This is a genomic window from Cupriavidus sp. DL-D2, from assembly GCF_039710735.1.
Taxonomy (GTDB): domain Bacteria; phylum Pseudomonadota; class Gammaproteobacteria; order Burkholderiales; family Burkholderiaceae; genus Cupriavidus.
The window spans coordinates 170235-195162 of record NZ_JBDKXK010000004.1; the positions used below are offsets into that span (position 1 = coordinate 170235).

22 protein-coding genes are annotated in these 24928 nt (G+C 63.4%); 10 read left to right on the forward strand and 12 right to left on the reverse strand.

Annotated elements, in window-relative coordinates; translation table 11 throughout:
- The first annotated feature begins 248 nt into the window (after positions 1–248).
- Both ABDB81_RS03705 and ABDB81_RS03710 read left to right on the forward strand, forming a co-directional pair.
- Positions 249–1526, forward strand: coding sequence for an MFS transporter (locus ABDB81_RS03705; RefSeq protein ID WP_160471372.1), 1278 nt, complete (start codon positions 249–251; stop codon positions 1524–1526).
- 219 nt (positions 1527–1745) lie between these two features.
- A complete protein-coding gene (locus ABDB81_RS03710) occupies positions 1746–2312 on the forward strand; it encodes a single-stranded DNA-binding protein (RefSeq protein ID WP_137924064.1) in 567 nt (188 codons plus the stop codon).
- 73 nt (positions 2313–2385) lie between these two features.
- Here the strand turns inward: ABDB81_RS03710 and ABDB81_RS03715 are convergent, their stop codons facing one another.
- The 3 genes from ABDB81_RS03715 to fliD (ABDB81_RS03725) form a co-directional block, all read right to left on the reverse strand.
- The gene (locus ABDB81_RS03715; protein WP_346809824.1) at positions 2386–3381 is read right to left on the reverse strand and encodes a LysR family transcriptional regulator; all 996 of its coding nucleotides are present in this window, start codon (positions 3379–3381) and stop codon (positions 2386–2388) included.
- Positions 3382–3543: 162 nt separating this feature from the next.
- On the reverse strand, positions 3544–4959 hold the full coding sequence (gene fliD / locus ABDB81_RS03720) for a flagellar filament capping protein FliD (RefSeq protein WP_160471376.1): 1416 nt from the start codon (positions 4957–4959) through the stop codon (positions 3544–3546).
- Between the two features lie 33 nt (positions 4960–4992).
- Positions 4993–5778 carry a flagellar filament capping protein FliD gene (fliD, locus tag ABDB81_RS03725; protein ID WP_346809826.1) on the reverse strand — a complete coding sequence of 262 codons (786 nt, stop codon included), beginning with the start codon at positions 5776–5778 and terminating at the stop codon, positions 4993–4995.
- A gap of 195 nt (positions 5779–5973) precedes the next feature.
- Here fliD (ABDB81_RS03725) and sulP point away from each other — a divergent pair, with 195 nt between their 5' ends.
- Entirely contained in the window at positions 5974–7707 is a 1734-nt protein-coding gene (sulP, locus tag ABDB81_RS03730; RefSeq protein WP_137924068.1) for a sulfate permease, read from the forward strand.
- On the opposite strand, the gene ABDB81_RS03735 is transcribed toward sulP, so the two are convergent.
- Positions 7671–8477 carry an IclR family transcriptional regulator gene (locus ABDB81_RS03735; RefSeq protein ID WP_346809828.1) on the reverse strand — a complete coding sequence of 269 codons (807 nt, stop codon included), beginning with the start codon at positions 8475–8477 and terminating at the stop codon, positions 7671–7673. The two genes, sulP and ABDB81_RS03735, sit on opposite strands and share 37 nt — an antisense overlap.
- Entirely contained in the window at positions 8474–9253 is a 780-nt protein-coding gene (locus ABDB81_RS03740) for a helix-turn-helix domain-containing protein (protein WP_160471381.1), read from the reverse strand. The genes ABDB81_RS03735 and ABDB81_RS03740 overlap by 4 nt, the downstream gene beginning before the upstream one ends.
- Before the next feature lie 208 nt (positions 9254–9461).
- On the opposite strand from ABDB81_RS03740, the gene ABDB81_RS03745 reads away from it, so the two are divergent.
- The 4 genes from ABDB81_RS03745 to ABDB81_RS03760 all read left to right on the forward strand — a co-directional run bounded on the left by ABDB81_RS03745 (position 9462) and on the right by ABDB81_RS03760 (position 13699).
- Positions 9462–10421, forward strand: coding sequence for an MBL fold metallo-hydrolase (locus tag ABDB81_RS03745; RefSeq protein WP_346809830.1), 960 nt, complete (start codon positions 9462–9464; stop codon positions 10419–10421).
- A 190-nt stretch (positions 10422–10611) separates the two neighbouring features.
- Positions 10612–12348 (forward strand): FAD-dependent oxidoreductase, encoded by a 1737-nt coding sequence (locus tag ABDB81_RS03750; protein WP_346809832.1) that lies wholly within the window; start codon positions 10612–10614, stop codon positions 12346–12348.
- Between the two features lie 22 nt (positions 12349–12370).
- Complete coding sequence (locus ABDB81_RS03755; RefSeq protein ID WP_137924073.1) at positions 12371–12616, forward strand: DUF2783 domain-containing protein; 246 nt, start codon at positions 12371–12373, stop codon at positions 12614–12616.
- 210 nt (positions 12617–12826) lie between these two features.
- Complete coding sequence (locus ABDB81_RS03760; protein ID WP_346810015.1) at positions 12827–13699, forward strand: glutamate/aspartate ABC transporter substrate-binding protein; 873 nt, start codon at positions 12827–12829, stop codon at positions 13697–13699.
- A 15-nt stretch (positions 13700–13714) separates the two neighbouring features.
- Here the strand turns inward: ABDB81_RS03760 and ABDB81_RS03765 are convergent, their stop codons facing one another.
- A complete protein-coding gene (locus ABDB81_RS03765; RefSeq protein ID WP_137924075.1) occupies positions 13715–14620 on the reverse strand; it encodes a MurR/RpiR family transcriptional regulator in 906 nt (301 codons plus the stop codon).
- 198 nt (positions 14621–14818) lie between these two features.
- On the opposite strand from ABDB81_RS03765, the gene ABDB81_RS03770 reads away from it, so the two are divergent.
- Entirely contained in the window at positions 14819–16144 is a 1326-nt protein-coding gene (locus ABDB81_RS03770) for an aspartate aminotransferase family protein (RefSeq protein ID WP_346809834.1), read from the forward strand.
- A 26-nt stretch (positions 16145–16170) separates the two neighbouring features.
- Complete coding sequence (locus ABDB81_RS03775) at positions 16171–17001, forward strand: 3-keto-5-aminohexanoate cleavage protein (RefSeq protein WP_346810017.1); 831 nt, start codon at positions 16171–16173, stop codon at positions 16999–17001.
- Positions 17002–17012: 11 nt separating this feature from the next.
- Here ABDB81_RS03775 and ABDB81_RS03780 read toward each other — a convergent pair whose 3' ends face one another.
- From ABDB81_RS03780 to ABDB81_RS03805, 6 genes are all read right to left on the reverse strand, one after another.
- A complete protein-coding gene (locus ABDB81_RS03780) occupies positions 17013–17684 on the reverse strand; it encodes a DUF3800 domain-containing protein (RefSeq protein ID WP_137924077.1) in 672 nt (223 codons plus the stop codon).
- A 211-nt stretch (positions 17685–17895) separates the two neighbouring features.
- Positions 17896–19353 carry an efflux transporter outer membrane subunit gene (locus ABDB81_RS03785; RefSeq protein ID WP_346809836.1) on the reverse strand — a complete coding sequence of 486 codons (1458 nt, stop codon included), beginning with the start codon at positions 19351–19353 and terminating at the stop codon, positions 17896–17898.
- 13 nt (positions 19354–19366) lie between these two features.
- Complete coding sequence (locus tag ABDB81_RS03790) at positions 19367–20530, reverse strand: ABC transporter permease (RefSeq protein WP_202126646.1); 1164 nt, start codon at positions 20528–20530, stop codon at positions 19367–19369.
- On the reverse strand, positions 20527–21510 hold the full coding sequence (locus ABDB81_RS03795) for an ABC transporter ATP-binding protein (protein WP_137924079.1): 984 nt from the start codon (positions 21508–21510) through the stop codon (positions 20527–20529). Before ABDB81_RS03795 ends, ABDB81_RS03790 begins: the two co-directional genes overlap by 4 nt.
- Positions 21507–22469, reverse strand: coding sequence for an HlyD family efflux transporter periplasmic adaptor subunit (locus ABDB81_RS03800; RefSeq protein ID WP_346809838.1), 963 nt, complete (start codon positions 22467–22469; stop codon positions 21507–21509). The genes ABDB81_RS03795 and ABDB81_RS03800 overlap by 4 nt, the downstream gene beginning before the upstream one ends.
- Before the next feature lie 14 nt (positions 22470–22483).
- Positions 22484–23167, reverse strand: a complete 684-nt coding sequence (locus tag ABDB81_RS03805) for a TetR/AcrR family transcriptional regulator (RefSeq protein ID WP_346809840.1) — start codon at positions 23165–23167, stop codon at positions 22484–22486.
- Positions 23168–23497: 330 nt separating this feature from the next.
- On the opposite strand from ABDB81_RS03805, the gene ABDB81_RS03810 reads away from it, so the two are divergent.
- A complete protein-coding gene (locus ABDB81_RS03810; protein WP_346810019.1) occupies positions 23498–24778 on the forward strand; it encodes a carbohydrate porin in 1281 nt (426 codons plus the stop codon).
- The last annotated feature ends 150 nt before the right edge of the window (positions 24779–24928 follow it).

The window sequence follows — 24928 nt, forward strand, 5'->3', positions numbered from 1 at the left end:
CAAAGTGCCTTGCGCAACACCCGGCGCCCGCGCTAGCCACCGCGTGGGATGTGTGCCGCTTCGGGACCGTTCGGACCATGCTGTCAGTGCACGTGACCGGAAAAGCCCGGGGAAGCAAACCTGCTAATATACCGAACTTCGGTTTCCGGGGTTGCCCGGCGCCAGACGTCCGGCCGAGGCAACTTCCCTGCGCGGGCGCTTGTCGAAGCGGCGCCACCGACCGAGTCAGAATTCCACAAACGACCGCAATGCCGTCGATCCCGCCTTCCTCTCAAGCCGCAACCCTCGCCGACGCGTCCGCCCATACGGAACCCGTGGCGCCCGTGCGCGACCGCATGACGCGTAGCGAGTTGCGTGCCAGTCTCTCGCTGGCCAGCATATTTGCCTTGCGCATGCTGGGCCTGTTCCTGATCCTGCCTGTCTTTGCCGAATTTGCACGCACGCTGCCGGACGGCCATGACGCCCAGCGCGTGGGGATCGCCATGGGCATCTATGGGCTGATGCAGGCGTTCCTGCATATCCCGCTGGGCTGGCTGTCCGACCGCATCGGCCGCAAGCCCGTGATGGTGGCGGGCCTGCTGCTGTTCGTGGCTGGCGCCGTGGTAGCTGCGATGTCCGATACGCTGACCGGCATCACCATTGGCCGTGCCATGCAGGGCATGGGCGCCATCTCGGCGGCGATCACCGCATGCATCGCCGACCTCACACGCGAGAGGCATCGCACCAAGGCCATGGCGATGGTGGGCGGCAGCATCGGCCTGACCTTTGCGCTGTCGCTGGTCATTGCGTCGCCGCTGCTGCACAGCATCGGGATGTCGGGCATCTTCGGGTTGATGGCCGTGCTCGGTGTGCTGGCAATCCTGGTCACGCTCTTCATCGTGCCGACGCCTCCGGCGCCGCATCCGGTGCGGCTGCCGTTCCGCACCGTGTTGCTCAATCCCGACCTGATCCGCATGAATGTTGGCGTGCTGGCGCTGCATGCGAGCCAGGTGGCGATGTTCATGGTGGTGCCGGCCATGCTCAGCGACGCAGGCATGCCGCTGGACCAGCACTGGAAGATCTACCTGCCCGTGGTGCTGGTTTCGTTCCTGCTGATGCTCGGGCCGATGATGGCCGCCGAACGCTACGGCAAGATCCGGCCGGTACTGCTGGCATCCGTCGCACTGATGACGGCCGTGCAGTTGCTGTTCGCCACGGTACACGGTCTCTGGGCGATCAGTGGTGTGCTGCTGCTGTTCTTTGTCGCATTCAACGTACTGGAGGCGATGCAGCCTTCGCTGGTGTCGCGCTATGCCGCCGCCAGCCGGGGCGCCGCGCTCGGCGTCTACAACACCACGCAGGCGCTGGGCCTGGCCCTGGGCGGGGTAGCCGGTGGCTGGCTGCTCCAGCACGAAGGCCGTCCGGCGGTGTTCGTCGGCTGCGCCGCGGTACTTTTGGTCTGGCTTATAATCGCGTGGAGCATGAAGGCGCCACCCGCCCGCGCAGGCGCGGACAAGGCCGGCGATGCCGCGAGCGCCACGGTCTGAAATCCCCTGGCGTTGCGGCTCGGACACAACATTTGACGTTTCCGCATCACGCCGACACGTTTTTCCGTAGTATCGGCTGTAGCATTCGACACGCGCCCGACGGAGCTTCCGAACGGCGCGTGATGTCGTTTACGGTCTGGCGGATGTTTTTCGCGAACCACACTTTCGCTTTACGTTTAACGCCGCGCTGAAAGGGCGCGGTCCCTGGAGAAATTCAACATGGCATCGGTCAACAAAGTGATCCTCGTCGGCAACCTCGGTGCCGACCCTGAAACGCGTTACATGCCCAGCGGCGATGCCGTGACCAATATCCGGCTGGCGACGACCGATCGCTACAAGGACAAGCAGAGCAACGAGTTCAAGGAAGCCACCGAGTGGCACCGCATCGCGTTCTTCGGCAAGCTGGCCGAAATCGCGGGCCAGTACCTGCGCAAGGGTTCGTCGGTCTATATCGAAGGCCGCATCCGCACGCGCAAGTGGCAGGACCAGTCGGGCCAGGACAAATACAGCACCGAAATCGTCGCCGACCAGATGCAGATGCTGGGTGGCCGCGGCCAGGGTGGCGGCGGTGAAGAAGGTGGCGGCGGCTACGGTGGTGGTGCCGGCGCGGGCGGTGGCGGCGGTGGCTACAGCCGCGAATCGCAAGGCGGCGGTGGCGGCTACGGCGGTGGCCGTGCCCAGGGCGGCGGCCAGGGTGGTCAAGGCGGCCAGCAGGGCGGTCAGCGCCGCCAGCAGCAGGCACCCTCGAACGGTTTCGAGGATATGGATGACGACATTCCGTTCTGAGATGCACCTCTCTGACAGTAGAGAGTAAACGTATGCCAAGGCCCTCTTCACGGAGGGCCTTTTGTTTTTCTGGCTAGCTGGCGGTGTCCCTGGCCGGCTGTACTGCTAGCGGCTGCGGCTCTGATTGGGCGACCAGTGCAAGCGCATGGCGGCTCGACGGCTTTACGCTGTCGAGCGGCCCATCCAGATGGCACACCGTACCCACCCAATCCACAAAAGCCCGCAACGCCGGGGTCAGTTTCTGCCGCGAGAAGATCACTGACAGGAGGGGGGGCGGGGGACGGAAATCGGGGAGGATTTCGCGCAGTTCGCCGCTTTCGATATGAGGGGCGGCCAGGATGGATGGAACTTGAACAATGCCGAGGCCGAGCAGTGCACTGTGCAGATGCGCATCGCTGAAGTTGGTGGTCAGCCGGGATGGCACGCGAACCAAACGGGGGCTGCCGTCGACGGTGAAGGTCAGCCCAAACTGCGACATCGATTCGCTGTTCGCCCAGTTCACCGCAATGTGTTCTTGCAGGCTGTCTGGATTCTTGGGCAGACCGTAGCGGGCGAGATATGCGGGGCTTGCCACCGTGATGTACGGGTAAGCACCCAGGCGACGTGCGATGAGGGACGAGTCTTCGAGTTCGCCGATGCGAAATGCGCAGTCGATACCGTCCTGCACCATGTCCACGCGGTCTTCGTCGAAACGCACAACGAGCTCGATGTCGGGATGCTGCGCGTGGAATCCATCCAGTGCAGGAAGGATGACGCAACGTCCGACGGAGTCCGGCATGACGATCCGCAGCCTTCCTTGTGGTCCCCGTGCCGGATGACGGAAGCCCGCTTCGGCCGTGTCGACAGCATCGAGAATGCTGGTGCAGTGGCCGTAGTAGGTGGCACCGATGCTCGTCAGGCGGAGGCTTCGGGTGGAGCGATGGATGAGCTGGACGGCGAAATGTGCTTCGAGCTCCTGCATGATGCGGGTCACGGCGCCACGAGACAGGCCCAGGGAATCGGCTGCTCGGCCGAAGCTGCCGGCGTCCACGATCCGTGTGAAGACAGACATGGCACGGAGTCGATCCATGCAGAAGTACTCCTCTCGTGGCGGCGCGCGCGATGTCGCGATATGAGCCGCGAAATTACGTTCTTGCGCCACCGTGCACAAGCCGCAGCCGGGACGCAGTGCATCACGCAAAAGGAAACAGTGCGTGCACTCCATCGTCCCGGGTGCGTGGAGCCATTTGCGCTACTTGCCGCGATTGCCGTTCAGCGCTGCGAACTGTTCCGTCAGGTAGGTCTTGGTCTTGTCCAGCCGCGACACCAGCAGGTCCAGTTGCGTGAACTGCGCGCGATAGCGATCCATCACCACGTCGATGCGATCCGCAGTGGCGGCGTACTTGTCTTCCAGGCCCTTCAGCGTGTCGGTGATGCCGCTGGTGGCCGCATCGAGTGCGCCGCCCTTGTTGTTCAGGCCATCCACATAGTCCGTGATGGTCTTGCCCATGCCGCTGGTGCCGTCCACGCCCGTAAAAAACGAGGTCAGGGCCTTGAAGTTGGTCGACAGGGCCGTCTTGAGCTTGTCGTCGTTGACTTCAAGCTTGCCAGCGTTATCGGTGCCGACGTTGAACTCGATGCCGAACTTCGACAGCGTGTTCATGCCGCCGGCGCCATCGGGCAGGGCCGTGTTCAACATCGAACGCATGCTTGCCATGATGTTGCGCAGCGTGTTGTCGCCATTCAATGCGGCCTTGGTGCCGGACTCCGTGTCGTACGCAGTCAGCGTCTTGGCGGCGGACAGCACGTTGTTGTAGGCGGTGACAAAGCCTTTCACGGCGGCGGTGATTGCGCTGTCGTCGCGGGTCACGGCCATTGTCGTGGTGCCGACTGACTTGATCGTCATCGTGATGCCCTGCGCGGCTTCTTCCACGGTGTTGCTCTGGCTGATGACCTCGATGCCGTTGATGGTCATCCTGGCGTCGGAAGCCTTGACCGTCTCCTTGACGCCATTGGGCTGCGTGGCCTGAGTGGGGTCGAAGTTGACGATGTCGCCCACCGCCGCATCGCTGGCGCTGACCTTCATCTGCGATGTCGTGCCGGTCTTCTCCGACGTCAGCACCAGTCGATATGGCGTGCCGCTGCCGTCGTTGACGATACTCGCGGTGACGCCTACGCCGGCCTTGTTGATCGAGTCGCGGATGCCTTGCAGGGACGTGTCCGAGCCGAGCGTCACGGTCTTGGTGGACGACGGCGTGCCGCCTGAGGCAAGATCCGCGCCGAAATCAAAGGTGATGGTGCCGCCGCCGATGGCGCTCGACTGGCTGGTGACCGCCTTCGTCACCAGCGTCTGGGCGGCAGCGACGGAGGTGACGTTGATGTTGTAGCTGCCAGCGACGGCGCTGGAATTAGCGGCGGCGGTCAGCACGCTCTCGCTCGCCACGTACGGCTTTACGGCGGCAAACGTCGAGGCGCTGGCCAGCGTCTTGGCGGCGGCTGAGTAGGCGTCGAGCACGCTCTTGATCGTGCCGTAGCCGGACAGCCTGGCCTGGAAACTCTTGGCCTGGTTGTTGATCGCCGTGAGCTGGATTTTTTCGTTGGCCTCGATCTTGTCGAGCAGGTCTGCCAACTGGAGATTGGAGCCGATGCCAATGGAGGAGATTGCCATGTTCTTATGTGTTGTTAAGACTGCGATCGGCGATCAGCCGCCCAGCAATGCCAGTTGATCGGAGAAGAAACTGTTCGCCGCGTTGCTTCCGTTGATCAGCATGTCGAGCCGGGTGTACTGAATGCGATAGGTCTCCATCACTGCGGCTGCCCTGGTCACCTCGTCGGACTGGCGTCCTGCAAGGTCTCGAAGATCGGCCCCGATCTGCCCAGTTGCCTTGCTGAGGGCGCCACCGGGCTTGGTCAGTGCAGTCACCGCATCGGAGACCGCCTTGGCAAGGCCTTCGTTGTCCTTGCCATCGCCTTGCAGCAGGTCTTTGACGGCATTCGGATCATCCTTCAACGCCTGCTCGAACTTTGCGCTATCGAGCTTCAAGTCGCCGTTGCTGTCGAAGGACAGGCCGATGCTGCTGGCATCGACATCGCGGAACGCCCCCTGCAGCGAAGTCGAGATCGCCCTGAGCGCGGCGTCACCCGTGAGGGCGCCCGATGTCGCGCCCGGTCCGATGCCAGTCTGGTTGCCAATCTCGCTACGTACGGCGTTGAAGGTTTCAACGAGCTTCTTTACCGCAGCCAGGGCGGAGGAATCTTCTCCGTCCGCCGGTGCCTTGATATCGCTGAGCTTTGCGATGGCATTGGCTGCACCGGCCAGATCGTCCAGGCGGCCTCGGACCTTTGCGTAGGCCGACAGCTTGCTGTTGTAGGAGTTCGCCTGCTGATCGTAGAGGCTCAGTCGTGACGTAACGCTTCTGCCCTTTGCCGCGAAAGCTTGATTCAGGTCGATGCCGGCGGCGTAACCCAGTGTGGTGACAGAACTCATCGCTGTTAGTCCGAGAAGTAGATACGGAGGCTAACGACTGGCGGGCGATGGTTAATTATTCGAGAAGAGAAAAATGACTTTTGCGTAAATCCGAAAAAGCAGGAAGCGAAATCTACTGGGCCGTAAGGCCAATGCCATTCCCGCGCCTTGGGTCCTATGCTGTAATCAGCGCTTTCTTCCGGCTTCCACCGATTTATGGCATCGAACCCTTCCACCACTCGCGATGCGCCCGCTTCGCAATGGCTGCGCTGGCTTCCGGGCCTTGCCACGCTCAGGCAATACGAGCCGGGCTGGCTGCCCAGGGACATCGCCGCCGGACTCGTGCTGACCACGATGCTGGTGCCGGTGGGCATTGCCTATGCCGAGGCATCGGGCGTACCCGGCGTGTACGGGCTCTATGCCACGATCATTCCGCTGCTGGCGTACGCGATGTTCGGTCCGAGCCGCATTCTGGTGCTCGGTCCCGACTCCGCATTGGCGGCGCCAATCCTGGCGGTGGTCATCGCGTCATCGGCAGGAGATCCGGCGCGTGCCGTGGCCACGGCGAGCCTGATGGCGATTGTGGCGGGGCTGTTCTGTGTCGTGCTTGGCCTGCTGCGGCTCGGCTTTATCACCGAGCTGCTGTCGAAGCCGATTCGCTACGGCTACATGAACGGCATTGCGCTGACCGTGCTGGTCAGCCAGTTGCCCAAGCTGTTCGCCATTTCGATTGACGATGCGGGGCCATTGCGCGAACTGTGGCAACTCGGGCAGGCGATTGCCGATGGCGAGACGCACGCCTACAGCCTGCTGGTCGGTCTCGGCACGTTGCTGCTGATTCTGTTGCTCAAGCGATACGAGCGCGTGCCGGGCATCCTGATCGCCGTCATTGTCGCCACGGTGGCGGTGACGGTCTTGCGGCTCGACGATGCGGGTGTGAAGGTGCTGGGCGAGATTCCGCAGGGTTTGCCGGGGTTCGCGATTCCGTGGCTGGGCAGTGCGGATTACGTGCGCATCGTGCTGGGCGGCTGCGCCGTGGCGATGATTGCCTTTGCGGATACCAGCGTACTGTCGCGCACCTTTGCGGCGCGCTCGCATACGCGCGTCGATCCGAACCAGGAAATGGTCGGACTCGGCGTGGCAAATCTTGCAGCGGGATTCTTTCAGGGCTTTCCGATCAGCAGCAGCGCATCGCGCACGCCCGTGGCCGAAGCCGCAGGTGCGCGTACGCAATTGACCGGGGTGGTGGGTGCCATCGCCGTGGCCGCACTGCTGCTGTTCGCGCCGAATCTGTTGCGCAACCTGCCCAACAGCGCGCTGGCCGCCGTGGTGATCGCCGCCGCGCTGGGCCTGTTCGAATTCAAGGACCTCAAGCGCATCTATCGCATCCAGCAATGGGAGTTCTGGCTGTCGATGCTGTGCTTCGTGGCGGTGGCGGTCTTCGGTGCGATTCCGGGCATCTGCCTCGCCGTAGTACTCGCCATCATCGAATTCCTGTGGGACGGCTGGCGCCCGCACTTCGCGGTGCTGGGCCGCGTCCCCGGTCTGCGCGGCTATCACGATTTGAAGCGCTATCCGCAAGCTGCGCTGATCGATGGACTCGTACTGTTTCGATGGGATGCGCCGCTGTTCTTCGCCAATGCCGAACTGTTCCAGCAACGGCTGACCGAGGCGGTGGAGGCAGCACCTTCGCCGGTGCGCCGCGTGGTGGTGGCAGCGGAGCCGGTCACGAGCGTCGATGTCACATCGGCGGACATGCTGCGCGAACTGAGCCACGCGCTACAGGCACAAGGCATCGCACTGCACTTCGCCGAAATGAAAGACCCCGTGCGCGACAAGCTGCGACGCTTCGAACTGACTGAAATCTTCGGCAACGACCGCTTCCATCCAACGATCGGCAGTGCGGTGGATGATTACTTGACGAGTCTGGGGGTGGTGCTGGAGGAGTAGGCCCCAAACCGCCACGACAATCTTGCCGCCGCCTGCATCACCACCTCTGCCACATCGCTGTCCAGCGCGCTGTCAAAGCTGCCGCTGCTGCCCATCACTGCAATGACGAGTGCCAGCGCGCCGGTGTGATCGAAGACCGGCGCGGCAAGGGTGTCGATGCCGGGTACGGGGCGGCTGATGGCGTGGTCGATGCCTGACTTGCGGATGGTTTGCCAGCGCGAAACGAGATCGGCACGTGCCGGTACGGAAGCACTGGCCATGCGGATCGCGTCCAGCTTCAGCGCATCGTCGCGGACATCGTCGGGAAGGTGTGCAGCGAAAGTGCGGCCGATGGCGGTGTGAACCATTGACAGCACCGTGCCGACGCGCAGGCTGACGTGCTGCGGACGTGACGATTCCTCGAGGCGGATCACGGTGGGACCGAGGGGGCCGAAGACGGCCATGGCTACAGATAGCCCGGTGGCTTGTGCAAGGGCGATGATTTCCGGTTCGGCTTCGCGTGTTGGCGAGAGACGCTGCAGCGCGACCAGTCCGAGTTCGAGCGCGAGCACGCCAGCCTCGAAATCGCCATCGGCATTGCGGCAGAGCAGGCCGATCTTCTGCAGGCTCACCAGATGCGGGAAGGCCTTCGCTGGTGCCATGTCGGCGGCGCGTGCGAGTTCGCCCAGCGAGAGCGGTCGGCCTGCGTCTGCCAGTGCATCGAGCAACTGGCCGGTGTTGTCGAGCGACTGGATGCCGCGCTGCGGTTTGTGATCGGCGTGATCGCTCATGCGGGCTCCAGCGTTTGCATCATCTCTTCGCGCGCCGCACGCATGGCGCGCGCCACGGGACCTTGCGCGTCCACATCGATGGTGCCGGTAGAGCCAATCGCGGTCAGCACCAGCCGCAATGTGCCATCCGCGCCGATCAGCGGCATCGCCAGGCTGCTCACAGCCGGGCTGGGCGCATCGATGCTGTATTCCATCCCGCGCTCGCGGATGATGTCGAGCGACGCGGCGAAGTCGTGCAGTGCATCCGTCAATGCGGATGGTTGCTGGCTGCGCCAGATCGGCTGCCAGTGCGATGCCGGTTGGAACGCGCAGTAGACGCGGCCCGTCGCCGTGGCGGCCAGTGCCATGACTGTTCCCACATGAAGGTTCACGTGCAATGACATGCCGGCCGGTGCGTAATGGACGATGGTCGGCCCTTGCGCGGTTGGCAGGCTGATTGCCACGTTGCAGCCGATGGTTGCAGCCAGCGTCTGAACGCGCGGCACGGCGGCGCGATAGGCGGGATCGTGATCGAGATGAAGCATGCCGAGGCGCAGCGACAACGGGCCCGGCTCGTAGCTGCCATCGAGATGATCGCGCTTGATCAGACCGAGCCGAGTCAGGCTGACGAGGTAGGTATGCGCCTGCGCCGGTGCCATTTGCGCGGCAGCAGCCAGTTCGGCCAGCGACAAGGGGCGTCGTGCATCGGCCAGCGCTTGCAGCAGGCGGCCGCCAACTTCCACGCTCTGGATGCCGCGTTGAGTCTTTCCAGCAGGTTCGGCCGGGGAGCGTGCCATACGTTCGGAAGGCGGATTAGCGAAAGGTCCACATGTTAGCGCGAGGCGACGCGGCAAGCGCATTGGCATCCCCGCCCACGTCGGGGTTTGCCATTACTTAGTGAATAGCAATCGTATTTGTCATTGACTAAGAATAGTCGTTTTCCTAAGCTTCGACTACCAGCGGCGTATACCGCTCCCCCCACATCGAAAAAATACGAGGCAGACAATGGCAAAGGCATTTGCATCGCAGGCAGACCTGGAAGCCAAGCAGATCACTTTCACGAAACTCTCGGACAACGCCTATGCCTACACGGCCGAGGGCGACCCGAACTCGGGCGTGATCATTGGCGACGATGGCGTGATGATCATCGACACCACGGCCACCCCGGCCATGGCGCAGGACCTGATTGCGAAGATCCGCTCGGTCACTGACAAGCCGATCAAGTACGTAGTGCTGTCGCACTACCACGCGGTGCGCGTGCTGGGTGCCTCGGCCTATTTTGCCGAGGGTGCGGAACAGATCATCGCCAGCCGTGGCACGTACGAGATGATCGTCGAGCGTGGCGAGGCCGACATGAAGTCCGAGATCGAGCGCTTTCCGCGCCTGTTCGCCGGTGTGGAAACGGTGCCGGGGCTGACGTGGCCCACGCTCGTGTTCGAGAAGGAAATCACGCTGTACATGGGCAAGCTCGAAGTGCGCATCGCGCATCTGGGCGCGGGTCATACCAAGGGCGATACGGTGGTGTGGCTGCCGCAGCAGAAGGTGCTGTTCTCGGGAGATCTGGTCGAGTACGACGCAGCTTGCTATTGCGGCGACGCGCAACTCGAACAATGGCCCGCCACGCTCGATGCACTGGCCGCGCTGCAACCGGAGAAGCTCGTGCCGGGTCGCGGCCCCGCACTGACCAATCGCGAGGAAGTGGCCAAGGGGCTGGGCTATACGAAGGATTTCGTCACCACGCTGCTGCAGGCGGGTCGCGAAGCGGTGGCCGGGCAGATGGACCTCAAGGCCGCCATGGCACACACGCGCAAATCGATGGACCCGAAGTTCGGCCAGGTGTTCATCTACGAACACTGCCTGCCGTTCGATGTGTCGCGCGCGTTCGATGAAGCGGCAGGGATCAAGCATCCGCGCATCTGGACGGCGCAGCGGGATCAGGAGATGTGGGCGGCGCTGCAGGGGTGAGGCGCACGCAAGCCTGATGGTTTTCTCCCCTCTCCCGCGTTGCGGGAGAGGGGCTGGGGGAGAGGGCCAGCGGTGCAAATTGCGATCAGTCGGCAAGCAGAACTTCCAGCCCTCTCCCCCAACCCCTCTCCCATTGCATGGGAGAGGGGAGCAAACACGAAAACAAAAAAGAAATTCGCACGGAGACACCATGACCGACATCGACTACCAGCGGCAGACCTACGCCTATTCGCCATGCGATGAGCAGCAGGCGGGGCATGTTGCCGAGGGGCCGCGTCCCGTGGTGATCGTGGGTGCGGGGCCGGTGGGTCTTGCCACTGCCATCGACCTCGCGCGTCACGGTGTGCCGGTCGTGCTCATTGACGACGACTGCTCACTGTCCACGGGCTCGCGTGCCATCTGTTTTGCCAAGCGCACGCTGGAGATTTTCGATCGGCTCGGCTGCGGCGACCGCATGGTGGAGAAGGGTGTGCGCTGGAACGTCGGCAAGGTGTTCCTGCGCGACCAGAAGGTGTACGAGTTCGATCTGCTGCCCGAGTCCGGTCATCAGCGTCCGGCGTTCATCAACCTGCAGCAGTATTACGTGGAAGGCTATCTGCTCGAACGCGCGCTGACGATGCCGAACATCGACATCCGCTGGAAGAGCCGCGCCGTGGGCATTGCGCAGCACGACGACCACGCGGTGCTAACCATCGAGACACCGGATGGCTGCTACACGCTCGGCGCGCGCTACGTGGTGGCGGCCGACGGTTCTCGCAGCGCGCTGCGCAAGATGATCGGACAGGAAAGCCACGGCCATACGTTCCGGGATCGCTTCCTGATTGCCGATGTGAAGATGGATGCGCCGTTCCCGCCCGAACGATGGTTCTGGTTTGATCCGCCGTTTCATCCGAATCAGTCGGTGCTGCTGCATCGCCAGCCGGACAACGTGTGGCGCATCGACTTCCAACTGGGCTGGGATGCGGACCCCGTGGCCGAGAAGGCGCCCGAACGGGTGATCCCGCGCGTGCAGGCGCTGCTCGGCGCCGATGCGAAATTCGAGATCGAATGGGTCAGCGTCTACACGTTTTCGTGTGTGCGCATGGACAGCTTCCGGCATGGTCGCGTGCTGTTCACAGGCGACGCTGCGCACGGCGTGTCGCCATTCGGCGCGCGCGGTGCGAACAGCGGCGTGCAGGATGCCGAGAACCTTGCGTGGAAGCTTGCGTATGTGCTGCAGGGCAAGGCGCCCGACCGCCTGCTCGACTCCTACGCCAGCGAGCGCGAATACGCTGCCGACGAGAACATCCGCCACTCCACACGTTCGACGGATTTCATCACGCCCAAGAGCGCGATGAGCCGCGTCTTCCGCGATGCCGCGCTGACGCTGGCGCGCGATCACGCGTTCGCGCGGCAACTCGTCAACAGCGGGCGCCTGTCGGTGCCTGCCGTGTTGCGCGAATCGTCGCTCAATACAGCCGATGGCGATGAATTCACTGGTGGTCTGATGCCCGGCGCGGTGTGCGTCGATGCGCCCGTGGCCGAAGCTGCAGGCACGTCGTGGTTGCTGCCGCATCTGGGCGATGCATTCGTGGCGCTGATCTTCGGCGCACCGGCCGGACTCGATGCCGCGAACGCCGGGGCGTTGCGGCAACTCCAGCATGGCGAGGTTCCGCTTCGTGTGGTGTTCGTCACCGATGCGGGCATGTCCGCGCAAGCGTGGCCGGGTGCCACCGTGCTGCGCGATGCGCAGGGGTTGGCCGCGCGTCGCTACGATGCGAATGCGGGCACCTGCTACCTCGTACGACCGGACCAGCACGTCTGCGCGCGCTGGCGCCAGGTGGATGCCACGCGCATCGCCGAGGCCATGGCCCGCGCCACATGCACCGCTACATCGTCGATCACGACCTCGCAGTCAGCGCCGGTGAATACGCCGGCCATGGCCTGATATCGATCCCGGAGACAGGCCGATGCCGCTCAATACTGCCCCCAACCTCGCGCGCGCCGATGATTTCTACGAGGCGCTGATCGAGATGCATCGCGATCTCGATGACGCGCAAAGCCAGGCCGCCAACGCACGGCTGATCCTGCTGCTGGCCAACCATATTGGCGATCACGACGTCTTGCTCGATGCGCTGCACCTGGCGCGCGAGGCCGCAGATCCACAGGCCATACCCAGCGCTGAATCGCGCAGCCATCCCCAAAATCGGGCGTGAAGGTAGAGCCGGCGCCCGGCTCCGGTGCATCCGGAGTCGGAGAACGGTTGTTTCATGGTAATCCATGATGGAACACTTGTTGCTCAATGCCTAACATTGCAACAGTTGATGCTTCGTCGACGCATCCTGACGCATCCCATCGAGAGGAGTGATTCCATGACCCCATCCGCAATCCGTGCCGCTGTCGTGCTGGCCGCAGCTTCGGGTGCCATGTCAGTCGCCGCGCCGGCACTGGCTGCCGATGCTGCTGCCGTGGCCGCCAGCCCCACGCTTTCCAAGATCAAGCAGGCCGGCGCAATATCGATCGGGCATCGCACTTCCTCGATTCCGTTTTCCTATTACGACAGCAACCAGAAGGTGGTGGGCTTCGCGCAGGACATCTGCGACCGCGTGGTGGAAGCCGTGAAGAAGGAAACCGGTACGCCGAACCTGCAGGTACGCATGGTGCCGGTGACGTCACAGAACCGGATGTCGCTCGTGCAGAACGGCACCGTCGACATCGAGTGCGGCGTGACCACCAACCTGAAGGCACGTCAGCAGCAGGTGTCGTTCTCGACCACGTATTTCGTGGCCGGCACGCGGCTACTGGTGAAGAAGGGCAGTCCGGTGCGCGATTTCGCCGATCTCTCGGGCAAGAGCGTGGTGACCAATGCCGGCACCACGTCGGAACGCATCCTGCGCAAACTCAACGACGAGAAGGGCGCGAACATGACGATTCAGAGCGCCAAGGATTACGGCGAATCGTTCCTGATCCTGCAATCGGGTCGTGCCGCGGCGTTCATGATGGACGATGTGCTGCTATCCGGTGCGCGCACGTTGTCGCCCCGGCCGGATGACTGGGCCGTGGTCGGCGCGCCGCAATCGTTCGAGGCTTACGGCTTCATGATGCGCCGCGACGATCCGGGCTTCAAGCAGGTAGTGGATGGCGCGATGACCGGCCTGATGCGCAGCGGCGAGATCAACACGCTCTATACGAAGTGGTTTCAGAAGCCGGTGCCGCCGAAGAACCTGTCGTTCGACCTGCCGCAGAACGAGCAGATCAAGAAGGCTTACGCGAGCCCGAGCGACGAGGCGTTCGAGTAAGCCTGACGCCGCAGATCAGCGCCCACGTTCGGGCAGGTAGGCGCCGGTGCGCTGGAGTTGGCCTTCGGTCTGCTCCAGCGCGCGGATGGCGCCCTTGCCCTTGCGGGCGAGCAATTGCTCGACGAGCGCTTCGACCATCGTCACGCCTGACGTGATCGACGGGAAGAACGACGGGCTGTCGACGGCAAACAGCAGCGTCACGTCTGCATCGAGCGCGATGGGCGCCACGGTGCTGTCGGTCAGCGCAATCACCTTGCAGCCCGCCTCGCGTGCGGCCGTGGCCACGCGCAGACTTTCCTGCGAGTACGGCGCGAACCCGGCCACGAGCACCGCGTCCTTCGCGCCAAGTGCACGCAGTTCCATTTCGAGCGTGCCGGCATCGCCGCGAATCAGGCGCACCGAACTGCGGAACAGTCCATAGATGTAGTGGAACGTGAAGGCGATCGGAAAACACGACCGAAAACCCGCCACGTGTACGGTGGGCGCTGCGGCCAGCAGATCCGCTGCGAGTGGCAACGTCTCGGTGTTGTTCGCGAGCAGCGCGTCGAGGTTGTGATGCTGTACCTCCACCATCTCCGCCAGCCTGCGGCCAGGTCCGCTGCTCTTGTCCGATGCCTGCACCACCTTGCGCGCGCGCCGCGCATACGGCTGGCGGCCGTCCTCGCGCACCGCATCCACAAACAGTTCGCGCAGCCCCTGCCATCCCTCGAATCCCAGCGATTGCGACAGCCGTACCAGCGTGGCCGGTTGCACGCCCGCATTGGCAGCCACTTTTCGCATCGACTGGATGGCGATGTCGCGCGGATGGTCGAGCAGATATCGGGCGCCGCCCTGGAACTGCACACTGAGATTCGGGAACTCGCCACGCAATTGCGTGAGCAGCGCATCGAGCGTTTGCGGCGGATTGGGGATGACGGACATCGGCGCAGGAATGGAATGAAGTGCAACGATTGTTGCACAGGTTGGGCCGAAGTCACTGGAACGCCGTGAGGATGCCTTGGATTTGTATGTTTCTCATTTGTTGTTGCATGAAACAAACGTTGCAAACAACATCCGATGTTCCTATACTGGGCACCTGAAAAGCGCAGTCCCCTGTAGTCATCACTCGAAGCCCCTGACATGACGCACGTATTCCATCGCCATCCCAAGCACAAACTGCCCGTTGCCGTCGGCGGCCGGGGTATCGAGTTGTTCGACAGCGAAGGCCGACGTTACCTTGATGCCTCGGGTGGTGCAGCGGTCTCGTGCCTGGGACACGGCCATCCTCGCGTGATCGAGGCGATCAAGTCGCAGGTGGATACGCTGGCCTATGCGCACACGTCGTTCTTCACGACCGAAGTGTCCGAGACCCTGGCGCAAACATTGGCCGATGCCGCGCCCGGCGACCTGAACCACGTCTACTTCGTATCGGGTGGGTCGGAGGCCGTGGAAGCTGCGCTGAAACTCGCGCGCCAGTATTTCGTCGAGGTGGGGCAGCCAGCGCGCCGCCACTTCATCGCGCGTCGCCAGAGTTATCACGGCAACACGCTGGGTGCGCTGGCGATTGGCGGCAACGCATGGCGTCGCGAGCCGTTCCTGCCGTTGCTGGTGCCGGCGTATCACGTCGCCCCTTGCTATGCCTATCGCGATCAGGCGGCTGGCGAAACCGATGTGCAATACGCGCAGCGTCTGGCCGATGAACTCGAAGCCAAGATCCTCGAACTGGGACCCGAGTCGGTGGCGGGTTTCGTGGCGGAAACCGTGGTGGGTGCCACAGCCGGCGCAGTGCCCCCGGTCGCGGACTACCTCAAGCGCATCCGCGCGGTCTGCGACAAATACGGCGTGCTGCTGATTCTCGATGAAGTGATGTCCGGCATGGGTCGCACGGGTTACCTGTTCGCGTGCGAGGAAGACGGCGTGGTGCCCGATATTGTCACGATTGCCAAGGGCCTCGGCGCGGGCTACCAGCCGATCGGCGCGATGCTGTCGACGGCGCGCATCTACGACGCGATCCTCGCCGGAAGCGGCTTCTTCCAGCACGGGCACACCTACATCGGCCATGCTACGGCATGTGCGGCGGCACTGGCTGTGCAACAGACGATTGTCGAAGACAAGCTGCTGGACAACGTACTGGCACGCGGCGAGCAACTGCGCAGCCGGCTGCGGGAGTCCCTTGGCAATCATCCGAATCTCGGCGATGTGCGCGGACGCGGCCTGTTCGTCGGTGTGGAGTTCGTTGCGGATCGCGACACGAAGGCCACGCTCGATCCCGCGCGCAAGACGCATGCTGTGCTAAAACGCACCTGCATGGAACACGGGTTGCTGGTCTATCCGATGGGCGGCACCGTCGATGGCGCGCATGGCGACCATGTACTATTCGCGCCGCCATTCATCTGCACGGCAGCCGACATCGACAATATCGTCGATCGATTCACGCAGGCCGTTCACGCGGTACTGCCGGTTTGAGACGCACAGAGATGACAAACGATACGATGCGCCGACCTTTCTCGCTGGCCGTGGCACCGAACGGTGCACGCAAGACCCACACCGACCACGCACGCCTGCCAATCTCTCCCGATGAACTGGCGCAATGTGCACGCGAGTGCGTGGATGCCGGCGCGGCGATGATCCATCTGCATGTGCGACGTGCCGATGCCACGCACAGCCTTGAAGTGGCCGACTACGAACCCGCTATCGCCGCGGTGCGCAAGGCCGTAGGCAATGCGCTGGTGCTGCAATTGACCACAGAGGCAGTCGGCATCTACCAGCCGGCGCAGCAGATCGCCACCGTGCGCGCGCTGCGTCCCGAAGCGGCGTCGATTGCTGTGCGCGAACTCGCGCCGGATGCAGACGCCTTGCCCGCTGCACACGAATTTTTTCACTGGATGCACCGCGAGCACGTGGTGGCCCAGTACATCCTCTACGATGCCGCCGACGTACGCCGCTACGCCTCGCTGCGCGCCAGCGGCGTGGTTCCCGAAGGTCGCCACTGGGTGCTGTTCGTGCTGGGCCGCTATTCCGCCGGCCAGAAATCGTCCCCGCTCGATCTGTTGCCATTCCTCGCCGCATGGGAAGAGATGGGCCTCGCCCAGTCCGGCGTCGAATGGGCCGTGTGCGCCTTCGGCAAGCAGGAAGCCGACTGCGCCGCCGCCGCCGTCATGCTCGGCGGCCACGCACGGATCGGATTCGAAAACAACATGACGCTGCCCGATGGCGCGACGGCTCCGGACAACGCAGCGTTGCTCAACGCAGTGCGTACACCGCTGGTGGGGCTGGGGTATCAGGCGCTGACGGCGGATGGGTTGCGGGCGTTGGTGGGGTAGTTGAAACAGCGTCAGCGCTGCGACGTTCTGCCCTGGAAGAACAAGGTTCGCTGTGAAATGACTGGCTCCAGACATTTGAACGGGGCGCTGTTGCTGAACTCGTGATGTGCCCAAACAATGCTTGCGACAATGTCTGTAAATTGCAGGGCCAGACTGACCTTGCTTTCCCAAGGCGTTGTCTGCAGCGACGTGCTCGCGTCTCGTATCGCCAGTTCAAGACGAAGGTAGTCGTGCATGAAGTACTTCAACTGATCCTTCGTCGAGCGAGCATCGGGGATGAAAGACACCGAGCGATAGTCCGCCATGACGTCGATCAGCAGTAGCCGTGTCATGTAGTGATAGAGACCATTGGGGTGCGACCGGAAGGCTTCACTTACGTTGGCCTTGCGAACCGTGATACTCCTGATTTGGACGCTCTGTCCTGCGGACGCAATTCGCGCGATATCCTTCGCGAATACCTGGCGCTCGGGCGCGGACATTTGCACGGCTTTGAGTTCGTTGGACAACGCGCGGCGCCGTTTTTTGTAGAGGCCGCGCACGGGTCGGTCCAGAATCGCCTCATCGCCATCGGCAATGACAACAGCTGCTAACGTGAAGTAGCGGCTGGAGCCGCCCTTTTGGTAGGGCTTGTCCAATTGCCATCCGAGGCATCCGCATTCGTCGAGATAGATCGTGATCGCCATAGTGAAATAGCCTCCCCGAAGGGAGGCTATTGAAGTGATGCGGTACCCAGGTCTGACGCACTCAAAGTACGCTTACGATTACGACGCGTTTTGTCGCAGGGGCCCTGGGCCGTCAATGCAGTTTAAACCGCTGCGCCGCTACAGGGACCGATATTGGCGAATGCTGGTCGCCCCGTCAATAGGCGCAGAGCGCTTTCAGATTCGTCTCAAATCAGCGAGCCGCCACCTCCTCCGTCCACCATCCACCCCCCAGCGCCTGCATCAACGCCGCCGAATCTGCCAGTCGCGTCGCGCGTGCCTGGGCCAGGTCCAGTGTTGCCTGCCTTGCCTGGCGTTCTGCGTCGATCACGGTGAACTGGCTGACGCCGCCGAGGCGGTATTGCTCGTTGACGATGGCGAGGGTGTCGCGGGTTTGCTTCGCGTTGTCGGCGCGGGCCTGTAGCGTGCCGGCATCGGCGTCGAGCGCGCGTAGTGCATCGGCTACGTTCTGCAGTCCTTGCAGCACGGCTTGCCGATAGGCGCCGAGCGATTGTTCGTACGCCGCTTCCTTTGCGCGCTTCTGTGCGCGTAGTTCTCCGCCGTGGAAGACCGGTTGCACTACACCCGCCGCGAGGCTCCAGATATTGAAACTGCTGAACAGGTCGCGCATGCGCATCTCCTGCGTGCCGCCGCTCGCGGTCAGCGTGATCTGCGGATAGAGGTTTGCGGTGGCCACGCCGATGTTGGCCGATGCCTGATGCAGCAGCGCTTCCGCCGCGCGAATGTCCGGACGCCGGCGCGCGAGTTCCGAAGGCAGGCTGACGGGCAGCGATTCGGGCAACGGCAAGTCTTCGAGCCTGAATTCGGGAAGCTGCGCGCTGGCCGGTGTCTGCCCCGTGTAGACCGCAAGCTGATGGCGCGTGGCGTCGATCTGCTGCGAGAGTCCCGGAATCAATGCCTCGGTCTGTGCAAGTTCCGATTGCTGGCGCTGCACATCCACGCGCGCCACGCCGCCCAGATTCAATCGTTGTTGCATGATGCCGAGTTGGCGCCGTTGTGCATCGGCGATGGCAACCGTGTCGCCCAACTGCGCGCGCAGACCGGCTTCGCGGATCGCAGTCGTCGCGACGTTCGCGGCCAGCGAGAGACGCGCGGCTTCGAGTTCGTAGCGCTGATAGTCCACAGCGGCTTGCAGTCCTTCCAGTTCGCGGCGCTGTCCACCGAACAGGTCGAGTGCGTACGAAACCTGCACGCTGGCGTTGAAGAGCGTGAACGGCCCCGGACTCGGCAACTGCGTGATCCCCACCGATTGCAGGTTCACCTGCTGGCGGGTGGCATCGAACTTCGCATCGATCTGCGGAAATTGCGTGGCGCCCGTGCGCGAGGCGAGATTCTCCTGCGCCTCGCGCAATCGTGCACTGGCCTGCGTCAGCGTCGGGCTGTTCGCAAGCGCGATGCGGATGGTCTCGTCGAGTTGCGGATTGCGGAACAGCGTCCACCATTGCGCCGGCACATCGCCGGGTGCAAGTGTCTGCGTGGGATAGCCGGTCGAAGCCAGTTGCGTGGGCTGCAGACCTGTCGTGTAGCGCGCATCGGGCACACCATCGGGCGTGCGGAAATCGGGACCGACCGTGCAGCCTGCAGCCAGCAGCGCGGCGACGACAACAATCCGCTTGTGAGCGTTGGACATGGTGTGGATTCCTTCAGTCCAGCGTGCGCTTGTAGAAGCGCACGGCGATAGTCATCACGATGACCGTGAACAGCAGCACCGGCCAGACGTTGGGCCAGAGTTCGATCCAGCCGCTGCCCTTGAGCATGATGCTGCGGATCATGCGGTTGAAGTACGTCATCGGCAGTACGTTGCCGATCCACTGCGCCCACGTCGGCATGCCCGCGAACGGGAACATGAAGCCGGACAGCAGGATGTTGGGCAGGAAGTAGAAGAATGTGAGTTGCACCGCCTGCAACTGATTGCTCGCCAGTGACGACAGGGTGATGCCCACTGTCAGGTTGGCGGCGATGAAGAGCAGCGCCGCGAGGTACACCGCCACCACGGAGCCGAGGAACGGCACGGCGAACACGAAGTGTGCGGCCAGCACGATGATCGTTGCCTGGATCAGACCGATGAAGATATACGGCACGATCTTTCCGGAGATCACCTCGATAGGCTGCACCGGCGTCGCCAGCAGATTCTCCATCGTGCCGCGCTCGCGTTCGCGTGTCATGGCGAGGCCCGTCATCATCACCATCGTCATCGTCAGGATCACACCCATCAGCCCCGGCACGATGTTGTATTGCGTGATGCCTTCCGGGTTGTAAAGGCGCTGCACGTTGACGTCGAAAGCGGTCTTGCCACCAGCCAGCGGCGCGAGTGCGCCCTTGAGGTCGATGCGTGCCACGCTCACCGGCAGTTGCGCCAGCGCACCGATGGCGGGGCCCGTCGCCGAGGGATCGGTCGCGTCCGCCTCGACGAGAATCGCTGGCCGGTCGCCATGCAGCAGCTTGCGCGAGAAATCAGCGGGGATGCTGACCACGAACTGCACATCGCCGCGCAGCAGTGCTTCGCGTCCTGCGGCTTCATCGGGCAATGTGCGGACGATCTTGAAGTACGTGGTGTTTTCCAGTGCGGAAAGGAACGTGCGAGAGAAATCGCTGTGCTCGGCCACGATCACGGCAGTGGGCATGTGGCGCGGATCGCTGTTGATGGCGAAGCCGAACAGCAGCAACTGCACGATGGGTAGGCCGACGATCATGCCGAACGTGATGCGGTCACGCCGAAGCTGCAGGAACTCCTTCAGTACGATGCTCCACCAGCGTTGCACCGAGAACGAGCGACGCATACCGTTGAGTTTGCGTACAGTGCTCATGTCCCCTCCTTGCGCTTCGCGGTCTTGCCCGATGCCGCAGCGGCCATGTTGTCCTGCGCGCCGCCCATCATGTGGATGAACACGTCTTCCAGACTGGTCTGCGTTTCGGTGACGTGCTGATCGGCAGTGGCGGCTTGCTTCAACGTCTGTTCGAGTTGCTGCGCATCGCGGCCGGTCACATGCAGTGCGGTGCCGAATGCCACGGTCTGATCGACGCCGGGCTTGCCCTGCAATCGTGCGGACAGTTCGGCAAGATTGCCACCTTCGATGCTCCACGTACTCAAATGCTGGCTCGCCACCACTTCATCGGCAGTGCCTTGTGCGAGCAGCTTGCCGTAGGCGATATACGCGAGCTTGTGGCAACGCTCGGCCTCGTCCATGTAGTGCGTGCTGACGAGTACCGAGATGCCGCGCGCGGCGAGTTGATGCAGCTGCTCCCAGAAATCGCGGCGTGCCTTCGGATCGACGCCTGCAGTGGGTTCATCGAGCAGCAGCAGACGCGGTTCATGCAGCAGACACGCAGCGAGTGCGAGGCGCTGCTTCCATCCGCCGGAAAGCGAGCCCGCCAGTTGCTCGGCACGCGATTGCAGGCCGAGGTCTTCGAGCGCGCGGTCCACCACGTCGCGACGATTGGGCATGTCGTAGACGCGTGCGACGAAGTCGAGGTTCTCGCGAATCGACAGGTCTTCCCAGTACGAGAAGCGCTGCGTCATGTAGCCGACGTTGCGCTTGATCTCGGCGGACTCGGTGAGGATGTCGTAGCCCAGGCAAGTGCCCGTGCCGGAGTCGGGCGTCAGCAGGCCGCACATCATGCGGATCGACGTAGTCTTGCCGCTGCCGTTGGGGCCGAGGAAGCCGAAGATTTCGCCGCGTGCTACCTGCATGGTCAGATCGTTGACCACATGCTTGTTGCCGAAGCGTTTGTTCAGGCCATGCACGTCGATGACGAGTTCGCCGTTCCCGTTTGCCGTGCCACTCATGATTGCACCACCTCCACGGGCTGGCCGGGACGCAGCTTCAACGCATCGTCGGTGCTGGGGCGTGCTTCGATCAGGAACACCAGCTTGTTGCGTGTCTCGTTGCTGTAGATCACGGGCGGCGTGAACTCGGCCTCGTTCGACACATACGTGATCTTTGCCGATACCGGCGCCGCGCAGCCATCGCAGCGGATGGTGATGGCCTGGCCGTTCTTCAGCGATCCGACCACGGCCTCGGGCACGTAGAAGCGCACCTTCACATTGCCCGGCGGCAGCATGCGTACCACGGCGCTGCCAGCAGGCACCCATTCGCCCGGACGGAACGGCACGTCGTAGACGAGACCGGGCACCGTGGCGCTGACGGCCTTGCGCGAGAGCTTCCACTCGGCCTGCGCCAGTGCCGCGCGTGCGGCATCGATCTGCGCGGTCTGCGCGGCAAGCTGGTCCTTGCGACCCGGCAGTCGCGCCACGTCGATATCGCGCTGCAACTCGCGCACGCGTGCCGCATCGGCCTCGGCAGTGGCACGGCTTTCGTCGAGCTGCGCACGCGAGATGCCGCCGATCTCGAACTGCGCGTCGTCGCGTTTGCGCTGTGCCGCACTGCGCACGGCCTGCGCTTGCGCCTGCACCAGTTGCGCCTGATTCACGGCCACTTCCACGGGACGCTTGCCGGTCTGGATATCGGCAAGCTGCGCCTCGGCCACGCGCACCTGCTCGGCGGCTTGCTGACGTGCGGCGCGTTCATCGTCGGATTCCAGCACGAACAGCGGTGCGCCAGGGGCGACCTGCTGGCCGCGCTCGACGGAAAGCTTGTCGAGACGTCCGGCAAACGGTGACGCCACGGCGACGAATTCGCCTTCGACATAGCCTTGCCATGAGGTGGCGCGGTCGTTGCTGCAACCAGCCAGCGTGAGGGCTGCGACGAGTGCCAGACGAAGTTGGGTGGAAGAGGAGAGTGTCATGACGACTCCGTGCATCACGATGGGGTGGATGGGGTGGAGGAAGGACCGGAGAGGCCGTGGCCAAGCAGTGCGGTGACGTGGCGCACCAGCGTGTCCGTGTCGATGTCGGCGGCGCCCGGCAGTTGCCGCCAGATATGTGTGGTGGCCAGCGGCAATAGCGTCAGGCCGATCAGTGACACAAGGATCAGCGCTGGTTCCAGCCCGGGATTGAGTAGCCCGCGTGCATGCGCCGCGGCAATGGGGCCGGCGATCAGTTCGGCGCGCTGCACGGCCACACGCTGGAGCAGGCGCTCACGCAACTGGCCATCGGTGCCGACGATCTCGCGAATCCACAAGCCCGGAAACCACGGCGTGGCTGAAGCCGTGCGAATCAGTTGCTCGGCCAGAGACTGGATGCGCGCCACGGGATCGGACGGGCCGGACTGGAGCGTGCCGAATACGTGGCCGATCAGCGGCTGCAGGCGTTCGTCGAACACGGCGTCGAGTAACGCTTCGCGGTCGCGGAAGTAGTAATGCACCAGCGCGGGCGTGACACCGGCCTCGGCGGCAATGGCCTTGGTGGAGGTGGCGGCGATGCCGTGCTGGGCGAACAATGTGACCGCGGCGTCGATCAGGCGATCGCGCTGCCCCGCATCATCGGCCTGCGCGGCAGGGCGGCCGGGACGGCGCTTCGGGTCATCGGACGATCGGGTCGGCATGGGAAAAACGCTTCGTTGACACCATGGCTATATTAATTTTTGAATTAATTAAATCAACGAGTGTTACAACGTCGCCTTACCGGCACATGGGCGACACATGGGCGGCAAATGGAATTGGTGCGTCGCAACAAGACCCGGTAGACATGTCATGTGGGCTTGGCTATGCTTCGCGCACAAATGACAGGTGCGCGTCCTGCGCATCGGTTCCCTCCGGTTTTTCCTATGCTGCGTTTCTGCTCTCCGGCTGCTCCGAAGCGGCTGCGCCCGCGTTTGGCCCATCGTCTTGCCACGCTGCTAGGTGTGGGAAGCATGAGTTTGTCCGCTGCTTTGATGGCGCAGACTTCCGAGACGCCACAGCAGGAACCCGACACCGAAAGCCCGTTCGCCGTCCACGGCCAGGCCACCTGGGTATGGCAACGCAAGCCATCGTTCGGCGCCGCCTATTCGGGCGAGAACAGCCTCACGCCGGAGCGCGCGAAGAGCTATTCCTTCACCAGCACGCTCGACCTCGGCCTGCGCCTGTGGCGCGGCGCGGAGTTCCACTTCAATCCGGAAGTGGCGCAGGGTGTGCCGTTCTCGGACCTGCACGGGCTGGGTGGCTTGTCGAATGGCGAACTGGCGAAGACGGCCAGCACGACTCCCAAGTTCTATCGGGCGCGGGCATTTGTTCGGCAGTACTGGGGGCTGGGCGGCGGCGAGGAAACGCTCGAATCCGATTTCAACCAGTTCGCACGCACGCTAGACAAGCAGCGCGTGGTGCTCACGGCCGGCAACTTCGGCGTGCTGGACGTGTTCGACCAGAACCCCTACGGCTCCGATCCGCGCACGCAGTTCATGAACTGGTCGTTCCTGACGCATGGCTCATGGGATTACCCGGCCGATTCGCGCGGCTACAACTGGGGCGCGGCGCTCGAATACATCGGCGAGGGTTGGTCGGCACGCTTCGGCCATTTCCTGCAGCCGATCCAATCGAATGGGCGCGAACTCGATACGCGATTGTTCGAGCACTACGGGCAGATGCTGGAGCTTGAGAAGCGCTATGCGATTGGCGGACGTCCCGGTCAGGCGCGGCTGCTGCTGTGGCGCAACAAGGCCAAGATGGGCGCGTTCAACGACGCCATCGCATTCGGGCAGGCCAATGGCGTGACGCCGAGCGTTGGCGACGTACAGCGCGAGCACAGCAAGGTAGGCGTGGGACTCGCGTTCATGCAGGAGGTGACGAACGACGCGGGCGTGTTCTTCCGCGCGAACTGGTCCGATGACAAGACCGAGACCTACGCGTTCACCGAAATCGGCAGGCAGGTAGCAGGTGGCGGCACGATCAAGGGCCGCGCGTGGGGACGTCCGAACGATGAACTCGGGATGGCCGTGGCCGTGAACATGCTCGGCTCCGGGCATCGCAACTATCTGGCCGCTGGCGGCCTCGGCGCCTTCCTTGGCGATGGCGCGCTACGGTATGGGCCGGAGCAGGTGTTCGAGGTGTATTACAGCTTTGCGGTGTGGAAGACGCTGAGTCTGAGCCCGGATTTTCAGTACATCCGGAACCCTGGGTATAACCGCGATCGAGGTCCGGCGAAGTTTATCGGGGTGAGGGCGCACGCGGAGTTTTGATTCTTCCGCTTCCTGCTTGTTTGTTCCCCTCTCCCGCCTTGCGGGAGAGGGGTTAGGGGAGAGGGCCGGAGGCTCTGCTTGCCGACCGTGCCGCAATTTGAACGGCTTGCCCTCTCCCCCGCCCCTCTCCCAAAGGGAGAGGGGAGAAAA

Coding starts and splice junctions, on each gene's coding strand:
- ABDB81_RS03775 (WP_346810017.1), top strand. CDS start 16,171: ATGCGCCGACCTTTCTCGCTGGCCGTGGCACCGAACGGTGCACGCAAG.
- ABDB81_RS03760 (WP_346810015.1), top strand. CDS start 12,827: ATGTCAGTCGCCGCGCCGGCACTGGCTGCCGATGCTGCTGCCGTGGCC.
- ABDB81_RS03780 (WP_137924077.1), bottom strand. CDS start 17,684: ATGGCGATCACGATCTATCTCGACGAATGCGGATGCCTCGGATGGCAA.
- ABDB81_RS03735 (WP_346809828.1), bottom strand. CDS start 8,477: ATGAGCGATCACGCCGATCACAAACCGCAGCGCGGCATCCAGTCGCTC.
- ABDB81_RS03800 (WP_346809838.1), bottom strand. CDS start 22,469: ATGACACTCTCCTCTTCCACCCAACTTCGTCTGGCACTCGTCGCAGCC.
- ABDB81_RS03740 (WP_160471381.1), bottom strand. CDS start 9,253: ATGGCACGCTCCCCGGCCGAACCTGCTGGAAAGACTCAACGCGGCATC.
- ABDB81_RS03790 (WP_202126646.1), bottom strand. CDS start 20,530: ATGAGCACTGTACGCAAACTCAACGGTATGCGTCGCTCGTTCTCGGTG.
- ABDB81_RS03795 (WP_137924079.1), bottom strand. CDS start 21,510: ATGAGTGGCACGGCAAACGGGAACGGCGAACTCGTCATCGACGTGCAT.
- ABDB81_RS03770 (WP_346809834.1), top strand. CDS start 14,819: ATGACGCACGTATTCCATCGCCATCCCAAGCACAAACTGCCCGTTGCC.
- ABDB81_RS03755 (WP_137924073.1), top strand. CDS start 12,371: ATGCCGCTCAATACTGCCCCCAACCTCGCGCGCGCCGATGATTTCTAC.
- ABDB81_RS03785 (WP_346809836.1), bottom strand. CDS start 19,353: ATGTCCAACGCTCACAAGCGGATTGTTGTCGTCGCCGCGCTGCTGGCT.
- ABDB81_RS03705 (WP_160471372.1), top strand. CDS start 249: ATGCCGTCGATCCCGCCTTCCTCTCAAGCCGCAACCCTCGCCGACGCG.
- ABDB81_RS03805 (WP_346809840.1), bottom strand. CDS start 23,167: ATGCCGACCCGATCGTCCGATGACCCGAAGCGCCGTCCCGGCCGCCCT.
- ABDB81_RS03810 (WP_346810019.1), top strand. CDS start 23,498: ATGGCGCAGACTTCCGAGACGCCACAGCAGGAACCCGACACCGAAAGC.
- ABDB81_RS03745 (WP_346809830.1), top strand. CDS start 9,462: ATGGCAAAGGCATTTGCATCGCAGGCAGACCTGGAAGCCAAGCAGATC.
- fliD (WP_160471376.1), bottom strand. CDS start 4,959: ATGGCAATCTCCTCCATTGGCATCGGCTCCAATCTCCAGTTGGCAGAC.
- sulP (WP_137924068.1), top strand. CDS start 5,974: ATGGCATCGAACCCTTCCACCACTCGCGATGCGCCCGCTTCGCAATGG.
- fliD (WP_346809826.1), bottom strand. CDS start 5,778: ATGAGTTCTGTCACCACACTGGGTTACGCCGCCGGCATCGACCTGAAT.
- ABDB81_RS03715 (WP_346809824.1), bottom strand. CDS start 3,381: ATGGATCGACTCCGTGCCATGTCTGTCTTCACACGGATCGTGGACGCC.
- ABDB81_RS03750 (WP_346809832.1), top strand. CDS start 10,612: ATGACCGACATCGACTACCAGCGGCAGACCTACGCCTATTCGCCATGC.
- ABDB81_RS03710 (WP_137924064.1), top strand. CDS start 1,746: ATGGCATCGGTCAACAAAGTGATCCTCGTCGGCAACCTCGGTGCCGAC.
- ABDB81_RS03765 (WP_137924075.1), bottom strand. CDS start 14,620: ATGTCCGTCATCCCCAATCCGCCGCAAACGCTCGATGCGCTGCTCACG.